Origin of the sequence: Paenibacillus tyrphae, from assembly GCF_024158745.1 — a bacterium.
Taxonomy (GTDB): Bacteria; Bacillota; Bacilli; order Paenibacillales; family NBRC-103111; genus Paenibacillus_G; species Paenibacillus_G tyrfis_A.
This window is the reverse complement of the sequence record NZ_JAMZAW010000007.1, coordinates 85,395-104,979: the sequence shown is the minus strand read 5'-3', so window position 1 is coordinate 104,979 and position 19,585 is coordinate 85,395. Positions and strand designations below refer to the sequence as shown.

Below are 19,585 nucleotides of genomic sequence, written 5' to 3'. Positions count from 1 at the left end.
AATTCAGTTGGCTCTCACGCTATCCTCCTATACAATAGAAGGATAGGCATGACGACAAATTAATTTACACAACGAGAGGAAATGAATCATGATACGATTTGCAGTCATCGGAACGAACTGGATTACGGAAGAGTTTATTCGCGCGGCGCGGGAGTGCGAGGCGTTTGCCTTAACGGCGGTTTATTCGCGGACGGAAGAGAAGGCCGAAGCCTTCGCGGCCAAATTCGAAATCCCGCACAAGTTCACGGACCTGGAGACGATGGCGCGGAGCGATGCGTTCGATGCCGTCTATCTCGCCAGCCCGAATGCTTTCCACGCGAAGCAGGCTGTGCTGCTGATGAATCACGGGAAGCACGTGCTCTGCGAGAAGCCGCTGGCTTCCAACCGCGCGGAGGTGATGGAGATGATCGCCGCGGCGAAGGCGAACCGGGTACTGCTGATGGAGGCGTTAAAATCGACGCTGATGCCGAATTTCCGCGCCGTTCAGGAGCATTTGCACAAAATCGGTCCGGTCCGCCGCTATGCGGCAAGCTACGGTCAATACTCCTCCCGTTACGACGCCTATAAGCAGGGGACGGTGCTGAATGCGTTTAATCCCGCCCTGTCCAACGGGTCGCTGATGGATCTGGGCGTGTACTGCATTTATCCGATGGTCGTGCTGTTCGGCCAGCCGGACCGCGTTCAGGCGAACGGTCTGCTGCTTGACTCCGGCGTGGACGGGCAGGGAAGCCTGCTGCTAAGCTACGGGCAGATGGAAGCGGTGCTGACGCATTCCAAGATTGTCAATTCGTACGCGCCGACGGAAATTCAAGGCGAGCACGGCACCCTCGTCATCGACAAAATCAATCAGCCGGAGCAGGTGGAAATTCGTTACCGCGACGGTTCGGTCGAGGTGTTGACCCGTCCGCAGAACAACAAGTCGATGGTTTACGAAGTCCAGGAGTTTATTGATGTATTGCAAGCCGGAAGGCTGGAATCTGCGACGAATTCGCACGGCAATTCGCTGGCTGCGATCTCGATCATGGACGAGGCCCGCAAGCAGATCGGGCTCCGTTTTCCGGCGGATGGAGTGGTGTGAATCAGGAATCAAGGAGGACCGGGTATGGCGGTTGAAGAGATCAAATCATGGATTGAGGACAGTAAAAATATTGTCTTTTTCGGGGGAGCGGGGACTTCGACGGAGAGTCAGATCCCCGATTTTCGTTCGGCAACGGGGCTGTATCAGACGGCTTCCCGGCATGCTTTTCCGCCGGAGGTCATGCTGAGCCGCAGTTTTTTTATGGAGCGTACGGCGGAGTTTTTCGACTTTTACCGCGCGTGTATGGTCCACAGGGGAGCTAAGCCGAACGCGGCTCACGAGGTGTTGGCGCAGCTGGAGCAGACGGGAAAGCTTCGGGCCGTCGTCACCCAGAACATCGACGGGCTGCATCAGATGGCGGGCAGCCGTCATGTGCTGGAGCTTCACGGGTCGGTGCACCGGAATTACTGCATGGGCTGCGGCAAGTTTTTTGACCTCGATCATGTGACGAGCGACGAGACGATGGTTCCCCGCTGCGATGCCTGCGGAGGGATTGTGAAGCCCGACGTCGTGCTGTACGAGGAAAGCCTCGATTGGGACATCCTGTCGAAGGCGAGAAAGCATATTGCGGAAGCGGACGTACTGATCGTCGGCGGCACGTCGCTGACCGTTAACCCGGCCGCCGCGCTGGTCGGAGAATATGGCGGCGACAAACTGATTCTGATCAACCAGTCTTCTACGCCATATGACAGCCGGGCGACTCACGTCATCCGCGATTCCATCGGGAAAGTGCTGAAAGCTTTGGTGTCTTAAAGGAAAGCGGTCATCGCTTGCGGCCTCTCTGATTTCCGTCCTGCAGCAATTGGTACACCTTGACGATGGAGGAGGCTACGTCGGACATCCGTTTGCGCTCGTTCATGGCTTGCTTGCGCAAAAATTCGTAGGCTTCTGTCTCCGAAATACTTTTGATCTCGCACAAAATCCGCTTCGCCTGATCGATCCATTTCCGTTCTTCCAGCCGGGACAGGAGCTGCTCGCGTTCTCGCTGCCATTCCGTCCGCTGACCATATTGATTGAAGCCAAGCAGCAGCGCGCAGTGCATTTCCAAGGCGCTCATCCCGGGACCAAGCATGCCGTCGATGCCGGGAGGCAGCTTGCATTCGTAGCTGGGAAACGTTCGGCGGTCGCACCACCACAGCAGAGGAAGGCTGCGTACGGCGGCAATTTTTTGGCGCCACGGCTCGACTTGTTGGGGGACGACGGATAAGAGCACGGCATCGGCTTTGCCAGCCAGAAACTGAACTTCGTGGAAGGAAGAAGCCGTCTCAACGCGAAAGCCGAGATCTTGCAATATCGTTTCGGCCGTCGCTTCCAAGCCGGAAGGATCGGAGGGAGGGCCGGATTCAGAGGACGATGGAGAGGAAGAGGGCTCCGGTTCAAAGCCGTCGATGAGTAAAAAGGATCGTAACATAAAAAATACCCCCATCAAGGTTTTAATCCGACTTACAGCATTTCTATAACGTTATGTGTTATTTAATATAACATTAAATATAACATAAAATTATTTAATTTGTCGATATCGTTATTTTTATAGCTGTAACGCGAATTTTATGTCATGTTTGTTGACAATTGAGACGATGCAAATTATAATAACCCCATAAAGCTTACCGGGTTCTTCCTGACACAACGGCGTGTCAATCCTTTCGGCAATGAGGCCTATCCCTGAACGAATGTACAGGGGTAGGCTTTTTATGTTTCGGCTACGATGACGCGGCTGCATGGCAATGAGGCCGATGAGCTGTTCCGTCTTCGTGCGTCCGGTTCGTCGTCTTTGTCACATCGCTTGAAGAGAGATACGGCACAAGGGAAAAGGAGAGGTCCATATGATCGAACGCAAAAGTTTTTGGCAGAGCGGGCACAAGGGATCGTTGTTCAGTGCGTTTTTGTACTTCGATATGAGCTTCATGGTCTGGGTCTTGCTCGGACCGCTCGCCGTGATTATCGCGGGGGAATTCGAGCTGAATGCCGCGGAAAAAGCGAATCTGGTGGCATTGCCGACTCTGGGCGGGTCGGTCCTGCGACTGGTGCTCGGCTATTTGACGGATAAAATCGGGCCGAAGCTGACCGGCCAGATCGGACTGGGGATCACGCTCGTCCCGTTATGGTGGGGCTGGCAGTTTGCCGCCACGCTCGGCGAGATGTATGCGATCGCGCTGCTGCTCGGCATTGCCGGAGCCAGCTTCGCGGCCGCTCTGCCGCTGGCGAGCAGATGGTACCCGCCGCAGTATCAGGGGCTCGCGATGGGGATTGCCGGCGCTGGGAACAGCGGGACGATCTTCGCTACGCTGTTTGCGAACCGGATCGCCCAGTACTATGGGGACTGGCACGTCGTATTCGGGATCGCGATGATTCCGATCGCGTTGACGTTGATCGTGTTTTCGATCTTGGCGAAAGACAGCCCCAATCAGCCCGCGCCCAAAAAGCTGGCCGACTACGGGAAGGTGCTGAAGCAAAGGGATTCTTGGTTGTTTTGCCTCTTGTACGGCGTGACCTTCGGCGGTTTCGTCGGCTTGTCCACCTATCTGACGATCTTTTTCAATACGCAGTACGGGCTGTCTCCGGTGAAAGCCGCCGATTTCACCACCTTATGCGTCATTGGCGGGAGCTTCTTCCGTCCGGTCGGCGGCTGGCTGGCCGATAAAATCGGCGGAATCCGGATGCTGATGGGCCTATACGGAGTCGTCGCTCTGCTGATGGCGGGCATCTCCACCCTGCCGCCGCTTGCGGTAACGACGGCGCTGCTCTTCACGGCCATGATGTGTCTGGGCATGGGCAACGGCTCGGTGTTCCAGCTCGTTCCCCAGCGGTTCCGTGAGGAGATCGGGATCGTCACCGGAATTGTCGGCGCCGCCGGAGGGCTTGGGGGATTTTTTCTCCCGAAAATTCTCGGTAATCTAAAGCTCGCCACCGGCTCTTTTACATCCGGATTTTTGATCCTAAGCGTCATTGGGCTTTCGTGCGTCGTAGTGGTGGCGGTGGTCCAAGGCCAATGGAAGCGCACCTGGATCGGAGAAGGCGGCAAAGTGGCCGTGTCCCACAGGGAAGGGATAGGGGGCGAAGTCCCTGTACAGTAAGTCGCTGATGTTGATAGAGAACGTATAAGGTTGTACCCATTCTCTTGATGAAAGGATGATTGCTCCATGTCGAACAAACAAAAGCTGGTACTCGTCGGAAACGGAATGGCCGGGGTCAACGTGATTGAGCATCTGCTTAAGCTGGCGCCCGGCAACTATGAAATTACGATTTTCGGCAGCGAGCCCCATCCGAACTATAACCGGATTCTGCTGTCCTACGTGCTCGCGGGCGATTCCAGCGTAGAGGATATCGTCATTCATCCTTGGGATTGGTACAAAGCCAACGGGATCACTTTGTATACCGGGCATACCGTGACGGCCATCGATACGCAGACGCGGACGGTCACGAGCAATCAGGGGGTTACGGTGGCTTACGACAAGCTGATTCTGGCCACCGGCTCGAATCCGTTCATGCTGCCGCTGCCGGGTGCGGATAAGGAAGGTGTAATGGCTTACCGCACGATCCGCGACTGCGAAATGATGATCGATGCGGCCCGAAAATACAAGAAAGCCGTCGTCATCGGCGGCGGGCTGCTCGGGCTGGAAGCGGCGAGAGGGTTTCTGAACCTCGGGATGAAGGTGGATGTCGTCCATATCGGAGATACGCTGATGGAACGCCAGCTGGACCGTACGGCCTCCAAGCTGCTGCAGGAGGCGTTGGAAGCGCAGGGGATGAACTTTTTGCTGGAAAAGCAGTCTGCCGAAATCCTTGGAGATCAGCGGGTCGCCGGACTCAAGTTCAAGGACGGCAGTGTGGCGGAAGCGGATCTTGTCGTCATGGCCGTCGGGATTCGCCCGAACGTCGAGCTGGCCAAGTCGATCGGGCTCGAAGTCAATCCCGGTATCGTCGTGAACGATTACATGCAAACGAGTGTGCCGGAGATTTATGCGTTAGGCGAATGCGCCATGCACCGCGGGGTCGTGTACGGCCTTGTCGCTCCGCTTTACGAGCAGGGAGCAGTTCTTGCAAAGCATTTGGCGGAGGTGGAGACGGCTCCGTACGAAGGCTCGATCGTGTACACGAAGCTGAAGGTGTCCGGCGTGGACGTATTTTCGGGCGGTCAATTTCTGGAGAGCGAGGGCTGCAAGACGATCCGCGTGCACGACGAATATTCGGGCGTCTACAAAAAGGTCGTGATCCGGGACAACAAAATGATCGGTGCGGTGCTGTTCGGGGATACGTCAGACGGCACGCGGCTGATGCAGATGATCCGCGATGGCTCCGACATCAGCGGCATGGAGAAGGCTTCCCTCCTTCGAGATTCTGAAGGTTCGGAAGGGAGTACCGGTTCTGGTGCCGCCGCGATGAGCGACGATACGATCGTCTGCGGCTGCAACGGCGTCAGCAAAGGCGAGATTTGCTCGGCCATCCGGGAGCAGGGGCTGACGACAGTCGAGGAAGTGAAGAACTGCACCGGCGCATCCCGTTCCTGTGGAGGCTGCAAGCCGCTGGTCAGCGAACTGCTGGCCTATACCTTGGGCGATTCCTACGACCGCACGGCCGTCAAAGAAACGATGTGCGGCTGTACAGAGTTCTCCCGGGAAGAGATTGTGGCTGCCATTCGCGAGAAAGGACTGGGCTACGTCCGCGAGGTGATGAACGTGCTCGGCTGGAAAAAGGAGGAAGGTTGCTCGAAGTGCCGCCCTGCGCTTAATTATTACTTGGGCATGGTGCACCCGACGGTTTACAAGGATGACCGTACCTCCCGGTTCGTGAACGAGCGGATGCACGCCAATATCCAAAAGGACGGTACGTATTCCGTCGTTCCCCGGATGTACGGTGGCGTGACGAATCCGGCCGAGCTGAAGCGGATTGCCGAGGTGGCGGAGAAATTCAACGTCCCGACGGTGAAGCTGACCGGCGGACAGCGGATCGATCTGCTGGGCGTGAAGAAGGAGGATTTGACCCGCATGTGGGAGGAGCTGGATATGCCGTCCGGGTATGCCTACGGCAAGGCGCTCCGTACCGTCAAAACATGCGTCGGCGCGGAGTACTGCCGGTTCGGCACCGCCGATTCGATGGGCATGGGCATCCGGCTGGAGAAACGCTTCGAGCGGCTGAACACGCCGGCCAAGGTCAAGATGGCCGTGTCCGGGTGCCCGCGAAACTGCGCGGAATCCGTTATTAAAGACCTGGGCGTCGTCGCCATCGACGGAGGCTGGGAGCTGTATGCGGGTGGCAACGGTGGTGTGAAGGTGCGGGCCGGCGATCTTTTGACCACGGTGAAGACGGAAGACGAAGTCGTGGAGTATGCGGAGGCGTACCTGCAATATTACCGCGAGAACGCCAACTACGGCGAACGGACCAGCGAATGGGTCAAGCGGGTCGGCATCGAAAGCATCCGCAAGGTTGTCGAGAATGCGGAGGAGCGCAAGGCGCTCTGCGAGCGGATGGACATTACCCTGTCGGTCACGAAGGACCCTTGGAAAGAAGCGATCGAGAACGAGAAAATTCAAAAAGACCTCTACGAAGTCGTTGAGCTGTAAGGAGGAGAAGCGCATGAGCGTAGCACAGGAAAGGGAAAGCATCGTTTGGATCTGGGCGGCCTTATACGAGGAACTGCCGGTCAATACCGGGAAAACGGTCCGTTATCAAGGCGACGAAGTGGCGATGTTCCGGCTCGGCAGCGGGAGCGTCAAAGCGATCCGAAACCGTTGTCCGCATAAGAATGGGGTGCTGGCGGAAGGGATCGTATGTGGCGAGCATGTCTTCTGCCCGATGCATGACCGCAGGATTAACCTTTCCTCCGGACTCGTTCAGGCGCCGGATACGGGATGCGTTCGCACCTATGCGACCAAAATACAGGATGGAGCCGTCTATATTGGGTTTCCAGCGTCGGCGGAAATGGCCGGCTGATGCGATGTTCACGGAGGTGCGACGACGATGGCGAATGCGCCGGATTTGTTAAGTACGAAGGCAGCGGCGAGCGGGGAAACAGCCGCAAAAACAAGCACGGCGGAAAGCCGGTCATCGCACTGCTGCTTTTGCAGTATGCAATGCCAGATGGTGCTGACTCCCAGCGATAACAATCCGGGTCTGGTCATTAAGCCGAGCCCGGATTTTCCGGTAGCAGCGGGGCGTCTGTGCCAGAAAGGGCTCCATGCTTTGGAGCATGTCCTTCATCCAGAACGGATTACGGAGCCTTTAAGAAGGGCGGGCCGGTTCGAATCTATTGCTTCGCAAGACTATGCGGCAGGCGGGCTTCAACGAGAATCTTGGGACTGTGCCTTGAAGGAGATTGCCGGGCAAATCCGCATACTGCAGGCGGAATGCGGCAGCGACGCGGTTGCCGTCTATGGCGGGGGCTCGCTGACCAACGAGGTCGGCTACTTGCTCGGCAAGTTTGCGCGGGTGGCGCTTAAAACCAAATATATCGATTATAACGGGCGGTATTGCATGTCCTCGGCGGCGGCTGCCGCCAATCAGGCTTTCGGCCTCGACCGGGGCATGACGATGCCGCTTCATGAAATTCCGCACGCGCGGTACATTATTCTCGCCGGCACGAATATTGCGGAATGCCAGCCGACCATGATGCCATACCTGCTGGCGGCCAAGAAGAACGGCGCCACGATCGTCACCGTCGATCCGCGCAATACGATGACCTCGAAGGCGGCGGACATTCACGTGCGGCTGCAGCCGGGCTTCGACTCCGTGTTCGTCAACGGCTTGCTTCATGTGATCGTGGCGGAAAAGCTGTACGCGGAATCGTTTGTCCGCGAGCGGACGCACGGCTTCGAGCAACTGGCCGAAGCCGTTAAGGCCTATACGCCGGATTATGTCGAGCGGTTGACTGGCGTTCTCGAAGGCGTCGTTCGCACCATCGCCCGCGGATTTGCCAAGGCGGAAACGGGCATTGTGCTTACGGCGCGAGGGCTGGAGCAGCAGGTTAACGGCGTGGAGAATACGCTCAATTACATCAATCTGGCCCTGATCACCGGCAAAATCGGCCGGACCGGCTGCGGCTACGGCGCGGTGACCGGCCAAGCGAACGGACAGGGCGGCCGCGAACACGGACAAAAGGCAGATCAGCTCCCCGGCTACCGCCTGATCGAAGACCCGGCCGCCCGCGAGCATGTGGCGAAGGTATGGGGAATCAATCCAGCCGAACTGCCGGGCAAGGGCGTCTCTGCCTACGAAATGCTGCAAAAAATCGACGAAGGCGAAATCAAGGCGCTGATCGTGCTTGGCTCCAACCCGGTCGTATCGAGTCCCAACAATTCGATGGTCGAGCGCGCCTTGCGGAAGCTGGAGCTGCTTGTGGTCATCGACTTGTTCGAGACTGAGACCGCTCGTTACGCCCATTGGCTGTTGCCCGGATCTTCGTTTCTGGAGGGGGAAGGCACCTTAACCAATTTGGAGGGCAGAGTGTTCCACCGGGGAAAGGTGCTGGAGCCGCCGGGGAACAGCAAGCTGGACTACGAAATCCTATGCGGCTTGGCGAAAGAGCTGGGAAGAGGGGCTTTTTTCCATTACGGCGGCATTGAGGAAGTTTTTAACGAACTGGCTCTGGCGACAGCCGGGGGGAAGGCGGATTACAGCGGTATCACGTATAAACGGCTGAAGCGGGAGAAGGGCATATTTTGGCCTTGTCCGGCGCCTGAGCATCCGGGTACGCCTTATTTGTTTCAGGAACGGTTCCATCATCCCGACGGGAAAGGCAAACTGTTCGGCATCACGCCCAAAATGCCTGCGGAACCGGCCGACCGCGACTATCCGTATGTGTTGACAACCGGGCGCGTAGCCAGCCATTACTTAAGCGGCGCGCAAACGAGGCGTACCGAAGGGCTGAATAAAAAAGCGCCGGTGCCCGTGGCGGAAATTCATCCTTGGCTGGCGCAGAAGATTGGCTTGCGTCTGGAGGACCGCATCCGGATCACGAGCCGCCGAGGCTCGCTAGTGTTCCAAGCGAAGGTGACGGAAGGCATCCAGCCGCGCACCGTGTTTGTGCCTTTTCATTGGGGAGAGCAGTTGTCGGTCAACCGGCTGACGAACGACGCCTTGGACCCAACCAGCAGGATGCCGGAATTTAAGCTGTGCGCCGTGAAGGTGGAGCGTGTGCCGTAGCGGTGTGGCGGGGGGATTTTTATTAGTTTGCAAGTCAGTCGCTATTTACTGTCATCTGAAAGCAATCTTTCGAACCATGGTTAAAGTGGTGAGGGGGTTGCTCTTTTTTGTATGTTTGGGTATATGGTGAAAACTGTTTTGGTCGCATGAAATGTTGCAACAATTATACTTCATGCAATTCTTTGTCGTCTTCAAAAACAAGTAATTCATGCAAGTCAATTTCTAGCGCTTTACATATTGCGTCTAATGTACTTAAATGTACGCGGTCAATATTTTCAGAACAGTAGTGATTAATGGTGTTTGGTGTTAATCCTGTTTTTCTTGCTAATTTACGCTGAGACATTTCTCTTTGTTCGAGTATTTCTTTTAACCGAACCTTAATTGCCATGTTACTACCTACTCTCCGAACATCTTTTCATAAATTATAAGATGAAAAGACGGTAAAAGAAAGAATGTATTGATTGTATCGGCTAGATGATATAAAATGTATTAATTAAACAATACATTTTGTCATTCCTAGTGATTACAAAAATCTAAATTTCTGAGCGGAGGGAACTTTCAATGAATGTGATCGGTTATGTTCGAGTCTCCACAGCAGGCCAAGCAAGCAGTGGTTACAGCTTATCGTATCAACGGGAAGACACCGAAGCGTATTGTCAGGAGCAATGCAAAGCGTTCACCAGAATACATGTGAACCGTCGCAGTTTTTATGGTGGGATGTACCAATATGATGATGTTGAACTCGACAAGCATCGGGTGATCTTATGAGAGGTGAAGATATGAATATGAAAGTTACCCTTATGAAAAGATTGGATGCCGAGGAACGGGAACTGATGCAGCAAATTCAAACGTACGAAGCTTGCACTATGGCCGTCTTGAACAGGGTGAACGATCATATAAGACCATTACATAAATTTGCGGTGGAAGACATTGTTTCGAGCCTTCACCGAATGACTATTGAATTGCAAACGGAATTACTTCATTTGAGGCTAGAAAAGGCACTATGCCAACTATTGAAACACTAAAACTGGGGCATAAACGGAGAGTAGGTTATTGCTAGTGTATCTTTGTGATTTGTCCATTCGAATATCATACAACAAGACAAATTCTAGCATACGAAAAAAGGGTTTTGTGTTGTTTACGGTCAGGTAGATGTCAGGTTTCGGCAGAGCGTTGGTGGTATATTTATGAAAAATCAAGTTGATTTTTAAGGTCCCCTATATACATAAATTATCTCGTGGAGGTATAATTTTACAGGGGGAATATTCTTGAATCCACAGGATTACTATAGTCCATTTTCAAGTCTTGATGTGTCTTCCATTTTCATTCTTCAAGCCCCTCATTGACGCAAATTTGTAACTGCTTTGTAACCTGCCTATAGTACAAACGAATGGACAGATCATGGACTATAGGGGTCGAGCGTATGAGAAAGGATTCAATGGATTGGCTGGCAGCCAGAAGTGCCTTAACTCCCCATCGAACAGCGGCAATAAACGCAGAGACAGGAGAATTGTGGAGCTTCCTTCAAATGAACGAACGAGCCTGCGGTCTGGCAGGCTATTTGGAAGCGGCAGGCGTAGCGCCCGGGGATCGTGTCGCTGTGCTTGCGCAGAATGATCTTTGCTGCTGGGATGCGCTGTTTGCGTGCATCAAGCTGCGCGCCGTATTCGTGCCGCTGAACTGGCGTTTATCCGGCAGCGAATTAAGCGCTATTGTAAGCGATTGCACGCCGAAAGCTTTGTTGTACCACAGTGAACTGGAGCCGTTGGCGCGCGGCCTGTTTGCTCCAATCACGCTGCAAGCAGACGGAGCGGAATACGAGGGCATCGTCCGCGCGGCCATTGCGCTTAGACATCCGGAAACGGAACGCAGCGATGAAGCGGCAGAAAGCTGCATGATGATCTATTCCGGCGGAACGACCGGAAAACCTAAGGGCGTCGTGCTGTCGCATCAATCGGTGCTGTGGAACATGTTGAATACGATCGTAAGCTGGAATTTGACGGCAAGCGATGTTACCGTGACGTCGCTGCCATTGTTCCACACGGGAGGAATTAATGCGCTTTGCTTGCCGATTTTGTACGCCGGCGGCACCGTGGTGGTAAGCAAAGAATCCCGGGCGGAGCCGTTAATGGAACTGATTCAGCGCTATGCCTGCACGATCGTGCTGATGGTGCCGACGATGTACCGGATGATGATCGATTTGCCTGCATTTGCGCATGCGCAATTCCCGCATGTGCACACGTTTCTCTCCGGCGGCGCTCCATGCCCGATTGCAGTCTACGAAGCCTTCGAGAGCAAGGGGCTGACGTTCAAAGAAGGCTATGGCTTAACGGAGGCGGGGCCGAACAATTTTTATATGGACCCGCGCGCTGTCGTCCATAAGCAAGGATCGGTCGGGAAGCCGATGATGCTGGTGCAGGTGAAAATTGTGTCAGACAGCGGCTGCGAAGCGGCCATTGGAGACGTGGGCGAAATATGGCTGCGCGGCAAGCATGTGTTCCAGTGCTATTGGAATCAGCCGGAGACGACGCAATCCGTCTTTGTTGACGGCTGGCTGCGGACAGGCGATCTGGGCCGGCGGGATCAGGATGGCTTCTACTATATCGTAGGCCGTAAAACAGACATGATCATCACGGGCGGAGAAAATGTGTATCCCGTCGAGGTGGAGCAGCTCATGATGGAGCACCCCGCGGTTAAAGAAGCCGCAGTCGTCGGCATTCCCGATCCCAAATGGGGGGAATCTGTCGTCGCGGCCGTTGCCTTGCACCTGGATCATGGGCTTACCGATGAGGAGCTGAGGAGTTACTGTATAGGTAAAATCGGAAAGTATAAGATTCCTAAAAGGTTTTTGTTTCTGCAGGAGCTGCCCAAAACACACGTAGGCAAAGTGGATAAAAAACGGATCTGCCAAATGTACCAAGAAATGAACGGGTAGCATAATGGAGATATATTCGGTTGTAAAAGGCGGTTGATCGAAGCGATGACTGCGGCAATTGTCCAAACAAAGCTGATACCTCCCCCGCTCAAAAAAACGATACTGCTGCGGCCGACGCTTAGCAAAAAGCTAAAGCGCTGCGAGCAGTATCCGTTAACGCTTGTTTACGCCGGTGCGGGATACGGGAAAAGCACAGCGCTCTCTGCTTTTTTTCAAGTCGAAGCCACGGCTTGCTGTTGGTACAGCGTAGGCGCGGAAGACAGGCAACTGGCCACGTTTGTCTTATATTTGATCCATGCCATTCGAACAAACCATCCGCATTTTGCGGACGATTGGATGAATAGGGTAGACGAACAGTTGTGCGATTGCGAATCGCGAGAGAGCGTCCGCTTGCTTTGCTCTTTGTTCGTGAATGAGCTTTTGGCGCTATCTCAGGAAGTGATCCTTGTGATCGATGATTACCATCATGTGGCGCATCATTCGATAATTGATGATTGGATGCAAATGTTTATGCAGTACGTGCCGCATCATGTCCATGTCCTATTGTCGAGCAGAATCCATCCGTCGTGGGATATGCTTGCGACGGTGAAAGTGAAAGGAAATCTCCTGGAAATCGGGGAGCACGACCTTGCATTCAGCATGGAAGAGATCGAAACCTTGTTTGCCGATGCTTATGAATTTTTGCTGCATGAGGGCGATATTCAGGAAATTTACCGGCAAACGGAAGGCTGGATTACGGCTGTCCATGCGATGTGGCAGCAGATGTCTGCCGCCAGAAATACGTCTGCCGATTTGCATCGATATCTGATGCTGGAAGTGTGGCGGCACCAGAATGATGAGGTTCGCGGGTTTGTTGAACAAACCTGTGTGCTGGAAACGTTTGCGCCTGCTCTTTGCGATGAATTGCTAGGCTTGCAGCCTCTTCATTCCCGGCACATGATCGAGCGAATCGAGCGCTTGGGGCTGTTTTTGCAGGCCTATGCCGATACCAGCTATCACTATCATCCGATGTTCCGCGAGTTTGTCAAGCAGCAGCTTCAGGCAAAACCGCAGCAGTATGCGTTTGCTCATCAGCGTGCCGCCGATTATTTCGAGAGCAAACAAAAATGGCTGGAAATGATCGATCATCTGTGCGCTCTGGAGCAGTACGAGAAAGTCGCACATGCGATTCATCAACACGGCCATAAGCTGCTCAGGCTCGGCCAGCTTGAACATTTGCTTGCGATCATCGCCCGCCTTCCCAAGCCTTTGAAAGACCGCTACTACATGGTGTGGATGTATGAGGGGGACGTGCACCGGTACCGCTATTCGTATGACCGCGCCATTTTTTGTTACACGAAGGGCGAGCAGTTGGCTGTGCAAGAGGGCTATTCCTCCGCCTCCAATCTGGCTCTTGAGCGGAAAGCCCATATTTTCCTCGATACGATCGAGCCGGGGAAGGCGGAACAGCTTTTGCAGCAGGCGCTTGTCGTGATGGAAGCTGACGGAGCGTCAGAGCAAGGCGGCGTTCGTCTGTACAGCTTAATCTGCGAAAATCTCGTCAATGCCGGACGATTAAAGGAAGCGGAGGTGTGGTACCGAAGATGCAAGGCGCTGCAAGCCGATTTTCAGGATCATGTGCTGGAGGCGCGGCTTCATTTGCGTTCTGGCCGTCTGCAGGAGGCGCGCCAAGCGCTGGAGCGGAAATTGCGCTGCGAAGGTGCGGCAGCAGACGGGCACTTGCCCAAATCGCACCGTGAAACGTCGGTTTTATTGTCTTTTATCGAAGCTTTGGCCGGCAACTCGGAAAGCTCCAAGAAATGGGCGGAGCGCGGCATCATGCAGGGGGTATCCGGCAAAGCTCCTTACATGGAGGCTTGCGGATGGATGCGCATGGGAAATGCTGCGCTGCTCCTGCCCCGTTATGAGCTGGGGCTGCCTCTTTCTTGCTATCGCACAGCGCTTGAGATGATGGAAGGGCTTCAAGTTTCCAGAGGAAAAGCGGAACCTTGGATGGGGTTATGTTTGCTGTACGGTCGTGAAGGAGCGACAGAGCTTGCTATGGAGTACGGGGCGCAGGCATTATTGGAAACGGAAAAAGCGCACGATCTCTGGCTGTCGGCGTGGATTCGGCTCGGCATGGGCATTGCCGCCGTCTGCGGCAGCAGGTGGGAAGATGCAGCGGAAAGGCTTGCCCTTTGCGAGTCGGACTTTCAGGCGTGCGGCGACGGGTACGGGATAACCGTTGCGATGCTGTGGCAATGTTTGCTTGCGCACCATACGAAGAGGGAGCATTTGCGGGATCGCTGCGCTTCGCGTTTTCTAAAGCTAATGAGAGAAGGCGGCTACGAGTTTTTACTGCACAAGCGTACACTATTCGGGCCTCGCGATCTTAGGCAGCTTGTTCCGATCCTGCTGGAAGCGCACAAGAAGAAACTGGACATAAGCTACACCTCCGCGCTGTTGTCCGATCTGGGAATCGAACAGCTTACGTACCATCCCGGCTATACGCTGCGGATTCAGACGTTAGGCGGCTTTAAAGTGCTGCTTGGGGAAAAAGAAGTGATGGAAAAAGATTGGCAGCGCGGCAAAGCGAAAGAGCTTTTTCAACTATTCGTCACAAGAAGAAAGCACATGCTGCCCAAAGAGGAAGTGATGGCGCTTTTGTGGGGCGAGCTGGACGATAAGGCGGCCTATCGCGATTTTAAAGTGGCGCTTAATGCGCTCAACACGGCATTGGAGCCTGAGCGGCAGGCGAGAGCCGCCCCCTTTTTCGTGGAGCGCAGCGGCACCTTGTACGGGCTGAGCCTTGCCTCCGGCTTGGAGCTTGACGCCGCCGCCTTTGAGGATGGAATCAGGCACGGTCTGGATGCGAAGGATCGTCAGGAAGCCATAGACATGCTGCAAAAAGCATTAAGCTTATATGCGGGAGAGTATATCCCCGAGAGAAGATATGAAGACTGGTGCGCACAGGAGCGGGAGCGGCTGAAAGCGCTGTTCTTGAGGGGGGCGCAGCGTTTGGCGGAGCTTCATGCGGCTCAGGGTGACTTCGATAAGGCCATTTGCTGGTGCGAGCGGATTATCGAGAAAGATCCGTGCTGGGAAGAAGCGTATCGCTTGGGGATGAAGTGCCACTATAGCAGCAATAATCGCCACCAAGCGCTTAAATGGTATGCCCGATGCAGCAAGGCGCTGGAGTCGGAGCTTGGGGTGGAGCCGATGCCGGCGACAAAACAGCTATATGCCAAAATGACACAACAGAAGTGGAGCGAATCATGATGACGAGTGCAGTACCCATAGGCATCGTAAGTACGGGCATGTACATACCGGAGACGTTCCAGACAAGCAAGGAAATTAGCGAGCTGTCCGGTGTACCGCAGGACGTGGTCGAGAATAAGTTCGGCATTCTCCGCAAGCCCGTGCCAGGAGCCGATGACCACAGCTGCGAGATGGGAATTCGTGCGGCAAGGCTGGCCATTGCCAAAGCTCAGCTTGATCCGGCAGACATCGATCTGGTCATCTACATCGGCGAAGAACACAAAGAGTATCCGGTTTGGACAGCGGCTATGAAGCTTCAGCAGGAGGTAGGGGCGATCCGCGCTTGGGCGTTTGACGTCGGGATGCGCTGCAGCACGACGGTGATGGCTTTAAAGGTGGCGCAGAGCATGATGATCGCCGATCGTTCGATCCGCACCGTACTCTTGGCGGGCGGTTATCGCAATGGCGATTTGATTGACTACGGCAATCGGCATACGTCATTTATGTTTAACCTAGGAGCTGGCGGAGGGGCGATCCTGCTGCAGCGCGACTATGGGCGCAATCGTGTGCTGGCAAGCCATTTGATCACGGACGGCTCATTTAGCGAAGATGTGATCGTACCGGCCGGCGGCACGAAGCATCCGCTTACGCCCGAAGCGATAGAGCAGAGAAAGCATTTTTTCCACGTTCCGAATCCGCAGCGGATGAAAGAGCGCCTTGAAGAAAAGTCCATGGGCTACTTTTTGGAGGCGGTCCGACAATCGCTTGCGAAGAGCGGTTATACCGAAAAGGACATCGCCTATGCGGCGATGCTGCACATGAAGAAATCCGCTCATGATTACGTGCTTCGCCAGCTGGGATTATCCGATGACCAATCCATTTACTTGAACGAATTCGGCCATATCGGACAGTTCGATCAAATTTTATCTTTGGAGCTGGCCGCAAGCAGCGGAAAGCTAAAAGATGGGGATGTGGTTGTTCTGATTAGCGCTGGTATCGGCTATGCATGGGGAGCGACGACGATCCGATGGGGGGAAGCCGATGATGGAAATTGAGTTCAAGTCGATACAGCTCTCGAATGGCGAAACGATGGCCTACCGTTTGCGCAGAGGCGCCGGAACGGCGACCGGCCGAACGCTGCTGCTCGTGCACGGCAATATGACTTCATCCGTGCATTGGGATCTGTTTATGGAAAGCTTTGACCCGTCTCATACGCTGATTGCTGTTGATTTGCGAGGCTTCGGCGCTTCTACGTATCATGTGCCGATCAGCAGCATAGCTGATTTTTCGGATGATCTTCGGCTGTTTGTGGACGGGTTGAACCTCGCTTCATTCACGCTGCTGGGCTGGTCGATGGGCGGCGGAGTCGCCATGCAATTCGCAGCTTCACATCCGCAGTACGTCGAGGCCTTAATTTTACTGGCGTCCATGTCAACGAGAGGCTATCCGTGTTACTACGCGGAAGAGAAGGATGAGCAGTCTGGGCAAGTACAGGCGAGAAGGCTTCGCACCCGAGCGGAAATTGCCGAAATGGACAAAACGAAGCTGGTGCAGCGAGCCTATGATCACCGGGACAAAGCATTTTTGCGCAATTTATGGAATCGTCAGGTTTATGTCATCCAGGAGCCGGATGAAGTCCGGTACGAGACGTATCTGAACGACATGCTGACGCAAAAAAATTTGCTGGATGTATACGATGCCATGAATCGCTTCAATATGAGCGCCAAGGATCATGAAGCAGGGGGCGGCAGCGGCGATGCGGCACGCCTTTCGATGCCAACGCTTGTTTTATGGGGGAACCAAGATAAAGTCGTCACTCGTCAGATGACGGAGGAATTGGTAGAGGATTTGGGCGAGCATGTCGTTTACAGGGAATTGGATCATACAGGCCATTCGCCTATTATGGACAATCTGGCGCTGCTCTGCCAGGTTGTAGCCGAATTTATGGAACGGAGGAGATAAGCATGAGACTGCAAGGGAAAACAGCGCTTATTACGGGAGGAGCCGCCGGCATCGGGCGAGAGACAGCGGCGCTTTTTGCACAGGAAGGAGCGCGCGTCATTATAGCCGACTACAACAAACAACAGGGGGAGGAAGCGATTCAGGCATTGCTGCAAAAGGGAGCGGATGCGCATTTTATCGAAGTGGACGTGTCCGACAGCGGCAGTGTCACCAAAATGGCGGCAGAAGCGCTGGCGCGAAACGGTGCGGTCGATGTCTTGATCAATAACGCGGGAATTACGCAGGATCGTACGCTGGCCAAAATGACCGAAGAGGAGTGGCACCGGGTCATTCAAGTGAATTTGAACGGCGTTTTCTATTGCACCAAGGCGCTAATTCATTCGATGATCGAACGCGGAAGCGGGAAAATTATCAGTACGGCATCGATTGTAGGCGTGCATGGCAACATCGGGCAAACCAATTATGCCGCGACCAAAGCGGGGATTATAGGAATGACGAAAACGTGGGCGAAGGAGCTTGGTCCGAAGGGCATTCAGGCCAATGCGGTTGCGCCGGGCTTTATTGAGACGGGGATGGTGGCAAACATGCCGGAGAAAGTGGTTCAGCAGATGCTGGAGAAAATTCCGCTCCGCCGCCTTGGGCGGCCGATGGATGTCGCGAATGCGTACTTATTTCTTGCTTCCTCCGAATCGGATTACGTCAATGGCACTGTACTGGAAGTAAACGGAGGCTTGGTCATCTAAGCAGCCAAAACAAGCGCTCGCCGTCTTCTGCAACTGAAATGCAACCGCTTCCAATTATGATGAAACCATGCGTTTAGGGACGCATAAAAACACGGTGCGGCTGTGACTTTTGGATATGCGCGAACAGTCGCCATGAAGGGAGATTGGATACATGTACAAAAGATGGTTGCCATCGGTAACAACGGTACTGTTGATCGTCTGCGCGCTGCTCGTACCGCATGCTGGAGTGAGCGGAGCACAGGAAGCAGGAGCTGCGGGTGTTGCGGAAGTTGCAGGAGGAACTGCAGGGGCAGCAGCATCCAATTTGGTGCTGGAGCAGACGTTTACAACGGTTAGCAATGGATGGAGCAAGGTGGAACGCTGGAAGGACAACAATCCGATGTTCGCTGCCGAGGACTACCCCCAAGATGGGCGAGGCGATCAGGACGGACAGCGCCTTACGTTTTTCGGAGGGGTGAAAAAGCCGCATTCCAGCCGCTTTTTGCTTTACTACGCTCCGAAGTACGACACCAATCCGGTAAAAACGCCAGTTCTGCTCGTGCACGGCGCGAACGATAATGCGGATCGCGCTTGGGCGAATCCGAATGAGCTTGGCTCCTACGGCTGCGGCGCAATATCGTGCCCTGGCACTGGCATGATGCAGGACTTGGTCGGCAAAGGCTACAAAGTGTTTGCGATTAATTTTCCGCATAAGCAAGGGGACAACTATTACAGCGCCGAACAAATTCACGATGCGATTACGATTATCCAAAACGTAACAGGCGAAAGCAAAGTCGATGTTATCGGATGGAGCAAAGGCGCTTTCGCTTCGCGGATGTATGCTTCCTCTGTCAAAAAAGCGGGGGGCACGAGCTACAGCCAAGATATTCGCAAGCTGGTCCTGGTCGGCAATCCGAACAAAGGCTTCGATTACATCTTCCGCCACGGCTGGTCGCATAATCTTAGCATTTTCCCTGAATGCGGCGGTGTTGTCAATGCGCCTTCTCCGCACACGCAAATGGTATGCTGGGGGATATCGAGGAACCATCCCGAGTTGTCGATTTACAATACAGCGTCAGGCAATTTTTTCCCGGGGCAAAAGCAAATGCTTGGCAAATGGGTTGACGAATATCCGCTTCCTGCGCTTGAGCAAGATTGGTACACGACTTACTACGGCGGTCAGGGATTCTTTACGAATAGCAACGGGATCGACGCTGCGATTCAGCAGGGATCGTTGGTTGAACCCATTTTGAATGCGGGAATTCCGGCCAGTATTCAGACCTATTTGCTGTCGGGAGATAAAAATGATATTCCGGCGATTCATAGCGAACACACGGGCCCGAGCGATGGCGTCGTCTTCATTGCAAGCGCGGCAGCGGTGCAAGGGATCGGCAATGTCGCCGGCAACGTCACGGTGCAGCATAATCATTTGCAGCTTGGCTGGGCGGCTGCTTCTGTGAAACAGATTGATCAGTGGCTCAAACAAATCTAACGATCCATGGGAGGTATCTG

14 protein-coding genes and 1 pseudogene are annotated in these 19,585 nt (G+C 54.3%); 13 read left to right on the top strand and 2 right to left on the bottom strand.

Going from position 1 to position 19,585, the window contains the following annotated elements; genetic code table 11:
• The first annotated feature begins 88 nt into the window (after nt 1–88).
• Together NI000_RS12195 and NI000_RS12190 are read left to right on the top strand one after the other, a co-directional pair.
• Nucleotides 89–1,078: a Gfo/Idh/MocA family protein gene (locus NI000_RS12195; RefSeq protein WP_253410856.1), complete on the top strand. Its 990-nt coding sequence runs from the start codon at nt 89–91 to the stop codon at nt 1,076–1,078.
• A 24-nt stretch (nt 1,079–1,102) separates the two neighbouring features.
• The gene (locus tag NI000_RS12190; RefSeq protein WP_253410854.1) at nt 1,103–1,831 is read left to right on the top strand and encodes an NAD-dependent protein deacylase; all 729 of its coding nucleotides are present in this window, start codon (nt 1,103–1,105) and stop codon (nt 1,829–1,831) included.
• A gap of 10 nt (nt 1,832–1,841) precedes the next feature.
• Here NI000_RS12190 and NI000_RS12185 read toward each other — a convergent pair whose 3' ends face one another.
• Complete coding sequence (locus NI000_RS12185; protein WP_253410852.1) at nt 1,842–2,489, bottom strand: ANTAR domain-containing response regulator; 648 nt, start codon at nt 2,487–2,489, stop codon at nt 1,842–1,844.
• Nucleotides 2,490–2,904: 415 nt separating this feature from the next.
• Between NI000_RS12185 and NI000_RS12180 the strand changes: the two genes are divergently transcribed.
• From NI000_RS12180 to NI000_RS12165, 4 genes are all read left to right on the top strand, one after another.
• Nucleotides 2,905–4,152, top strand: coding sequence for a nitrate/nitrite transporter (locus NI000_RS12180; protein WP_253411144.1), 1,248 nt, complete (start codon nt 2,905–2,907; stop codon nt 4,150–4,152).
• 66 nt (nt 4,153–4,218) lie between these two features.
• Entirely contained in the window at nt 4,219–6,639 is a 2,421-nt protein-coding gene (gene nirB, locus NI000_RS12175) for a nitrite reductase large subunit NirB (RefSeq protein ID WP_253410851.1), read from the top strand.
• Between the two features lie 13 nt (nt 6,640–6,652).
• The gene (gene nirD / locus NI000_RS12170; protein ID WP_253410849.1) at nt 6,653–7,009 is read left to right on the top strand and encodes a nitrite reductase small subunit NirD; all 357 of its coding nucleotides are present in this window, start codon (nt 6,653–6,655) and stop codon (nt 7,007–7,009) included.
• Nucleotides 7,010–7,036: 27 nt separating this feature from the next.
• Nucleotides 7,037–9,217 carry a molybdopterin oxidoreductase family protein gene (locus NI000_RS12165; protein WP_253410847.1) on the top strand — a complete coding sequence of 727 codons (2,181 nt, stop codon included), beginning with the start codon at nt 7,037–7,039 and terminating at the stop codon, nt 9,215–9,217.
• 163 nt (nt 9,218–9,380) lie between these two features.
• Here NI000_RS12165 and NI000_RS12160 read toward each other — a convergent pair whose 3' ends face one another.
• Entirely contained in the window at nt 9,381–9,605 is a 225-nt protein-coding gene (locus tag NI000_RS12160; protein ID WP_253410845.1) for a helix-turn-helix domain-containing protein, read from the bottom strand.
• A gap of 173 nt (nt 9,606–9,778) precedes the next feature.
• Between NI000_RS12160 and NI000_RS12155 the strand changes: the two are divergent.
• The 7 genes and pseudogenes from NI000_RS12155 to NI000_RS12125 form a co-directional block, all read left to right on the top strand.
• Nucleotides 9,779–9,883, top strand: a pseudogene (locus tag NI000_RS12155) (recombinase family protein); the annotation flags it as partial.
• A gap of 724 nt (nt 9,884–10,607) precedes the next feature.
• The gene (locus NI000_RS12150) at nt 10,608–12,152 is read left to right on the top strand and encodes a class I adenylate-forming enzyme family protein (RefSeq protein ID WP_309247890.1); all 1,545 of its coding nucleotides are present in this window, start codon (nt 10,608–10,610) and stop codon (nt 12,150–12,152) included.
• Between the two features lie 45 nt (nt 12,153–12,197).
• On the top strand, nt 12,198–15,410 hold the full coding sequence (locus tag NI000_RS12145) for a BTAD domain-containing putative transcriptional regulator (RefSeq protein WP_253410841.1): 3,213 nt from the start codon (nt 12,198–12,200) through the stop codon (nt 15,408–15,410).
• The gene (locus NI000_RS12140) at nt 15,410–16,444 is read left to right on the top strand and encodes a 3-oxoacyl-ACP synthase (RefSeq protein ID WP_253411142.1); all 1,035 of its coding nucleotides are present in this window, start codon (nt 15,410–15,412) and stop codon (nt 16,442–16,444) included. Before NI000_RS12145 ends, NI000_RS12140 begins: the two co-directional genes overlap by 1 nt.
• A complete protein-coding gene (gene phaZ / locus NI000_RS12135; RefSeq protein ID WP_253410839.1) occupies nt 16,431–17,351 on the top strand; it encodes an intracellular short-chain-length polyhydroxyalkanoate depolymerase in 921 nt (306 codons plus the stop codon). Before NI000_RS12140 ends, phaZ begins: the two co-directional genes overlap by 14 nt.
• Before the next feature lie 2 nt (nt 17,352–17,353).
• On the top strand, nt 17,354–18,094 hold the full coding sequence (gene fabG / locus NI000_RS12130; RefSeq protein ID WP_216790646.1) for a 3-oxoacyl-ACP reductase FabG: 741 nt from the start codon (nt 17,354–17,356) through the stop codon (nt 18,092–18,094).
• A gap of 151 nt (nt 18,095–18,245) precedes the next feature.
• Nucleotides 18,246–19,565, top strand: coding sequence for an esterase/lipase family protein (locus tag NI000_RS12125; RefSeq protein WP_253410837.1), 1,320 nt, complete (start codon nt 18,246–18,248; stop codon nt 19,563–19,565).
• Nucleotides 19,566–19,585 lie beyond the last annotated feature (20 nt).

What these genes read in the sequence shown, in the direction of transcription:
- NI000_RS12195 (WP_253410856.1), top strand. Translation starts at nt 89, where the DNA reads ATGATACGATTTGCAGTCATCGGAACGAACTGGATTACGGAAGAGTTT.
- NI000_RS12190 (WP_253410854.1), top strand. Translation starts at nt 1,103, where the DNA reads ATGGCGGTTGAAGAGATCAAATCATGGATTGAGGACAGTAAAAATATT.
- NI000_RS12185 (WP_253410852.1), bottom strand. Translation starts at nt 2,489, where the DNA reads ATGTTACGATCCTTTTTACTCATCGACGGCTTTGAACCGGAGCCCTCT.
- nirB (WP_253410851.1), top strand. Translation starts at nt 4,219, where the DNA reads ATGTCGAACAAACAAAAGCTGGTACTCGTCGGAAACGGAATGGCCGGG.
- nirD (WP_253410849.1), top strand. Translation starts at nt 6,653, where the DNA reads ATGAGCGTAGCACAGGAAAGGGAAAGCATCGTTTGGATCTGGGCGGCC.
- NI000_RS12165 (WP_253410847.1), top strand. Translation starts at nt 7,037, where the DNA reads ATGGCGAATGCGCCGGATTTGTTAAGTACGAAGGCAGCGGCGAGCGGG.
- NI000_RS12160 (WP_253410845.1), bottom strand. Translation starts at nt 9,605, where the DNA reads ATGGCAATTAAGGTTCGGTTAAAAGAAATACTCGAACAAAGAGAAATG.
- NI000_RS12150 (WP_309247890.1), top strand. Translation starts at nt 10,608, where the DNA reads ATGGACAGATCATGGACTATAGGGGTCGAGCGTATGAGAAAGGATTCA.
- NI000_RS12145 (WP_253410841.1), top strand. Translation starts at nt 12,198, where the DNA reads ATGACTGCGGCAATTGTCCAAACAAAGCTGATACCTCCCCCGCTCAAA.
- NI000_RS12140 (WP_253411142.1), top strand. Translation starts at nt 15,410, where the DNA reads ATGACGAGTGCAGTACCCATAGGCATCGTAAGTACGGGCATGTACATA.
- phaZ (WP_253410839.1), top strand. Translation starts at nt 16,431, where the DNA reads ATGATGGAAATTGAGTTCAAGTCGATACAGCTCTCGAATGGCGAAACG.
- fabG (WP_216790646.1), top strand. Translation starts at nt 17,354, where the DNA reads ATGAGACTGCAAGGGAAAACAGCGCTTATTACGGGAGGAGCCGCCGGC.
- NI000_RS12125 (WP_253410837.1), top strand. Translation starts at nt 18,246, where the DNA reads ATGTACAAAAGATGGTTGCCATCGGTAACAACGGTACTGTTGATCGTC.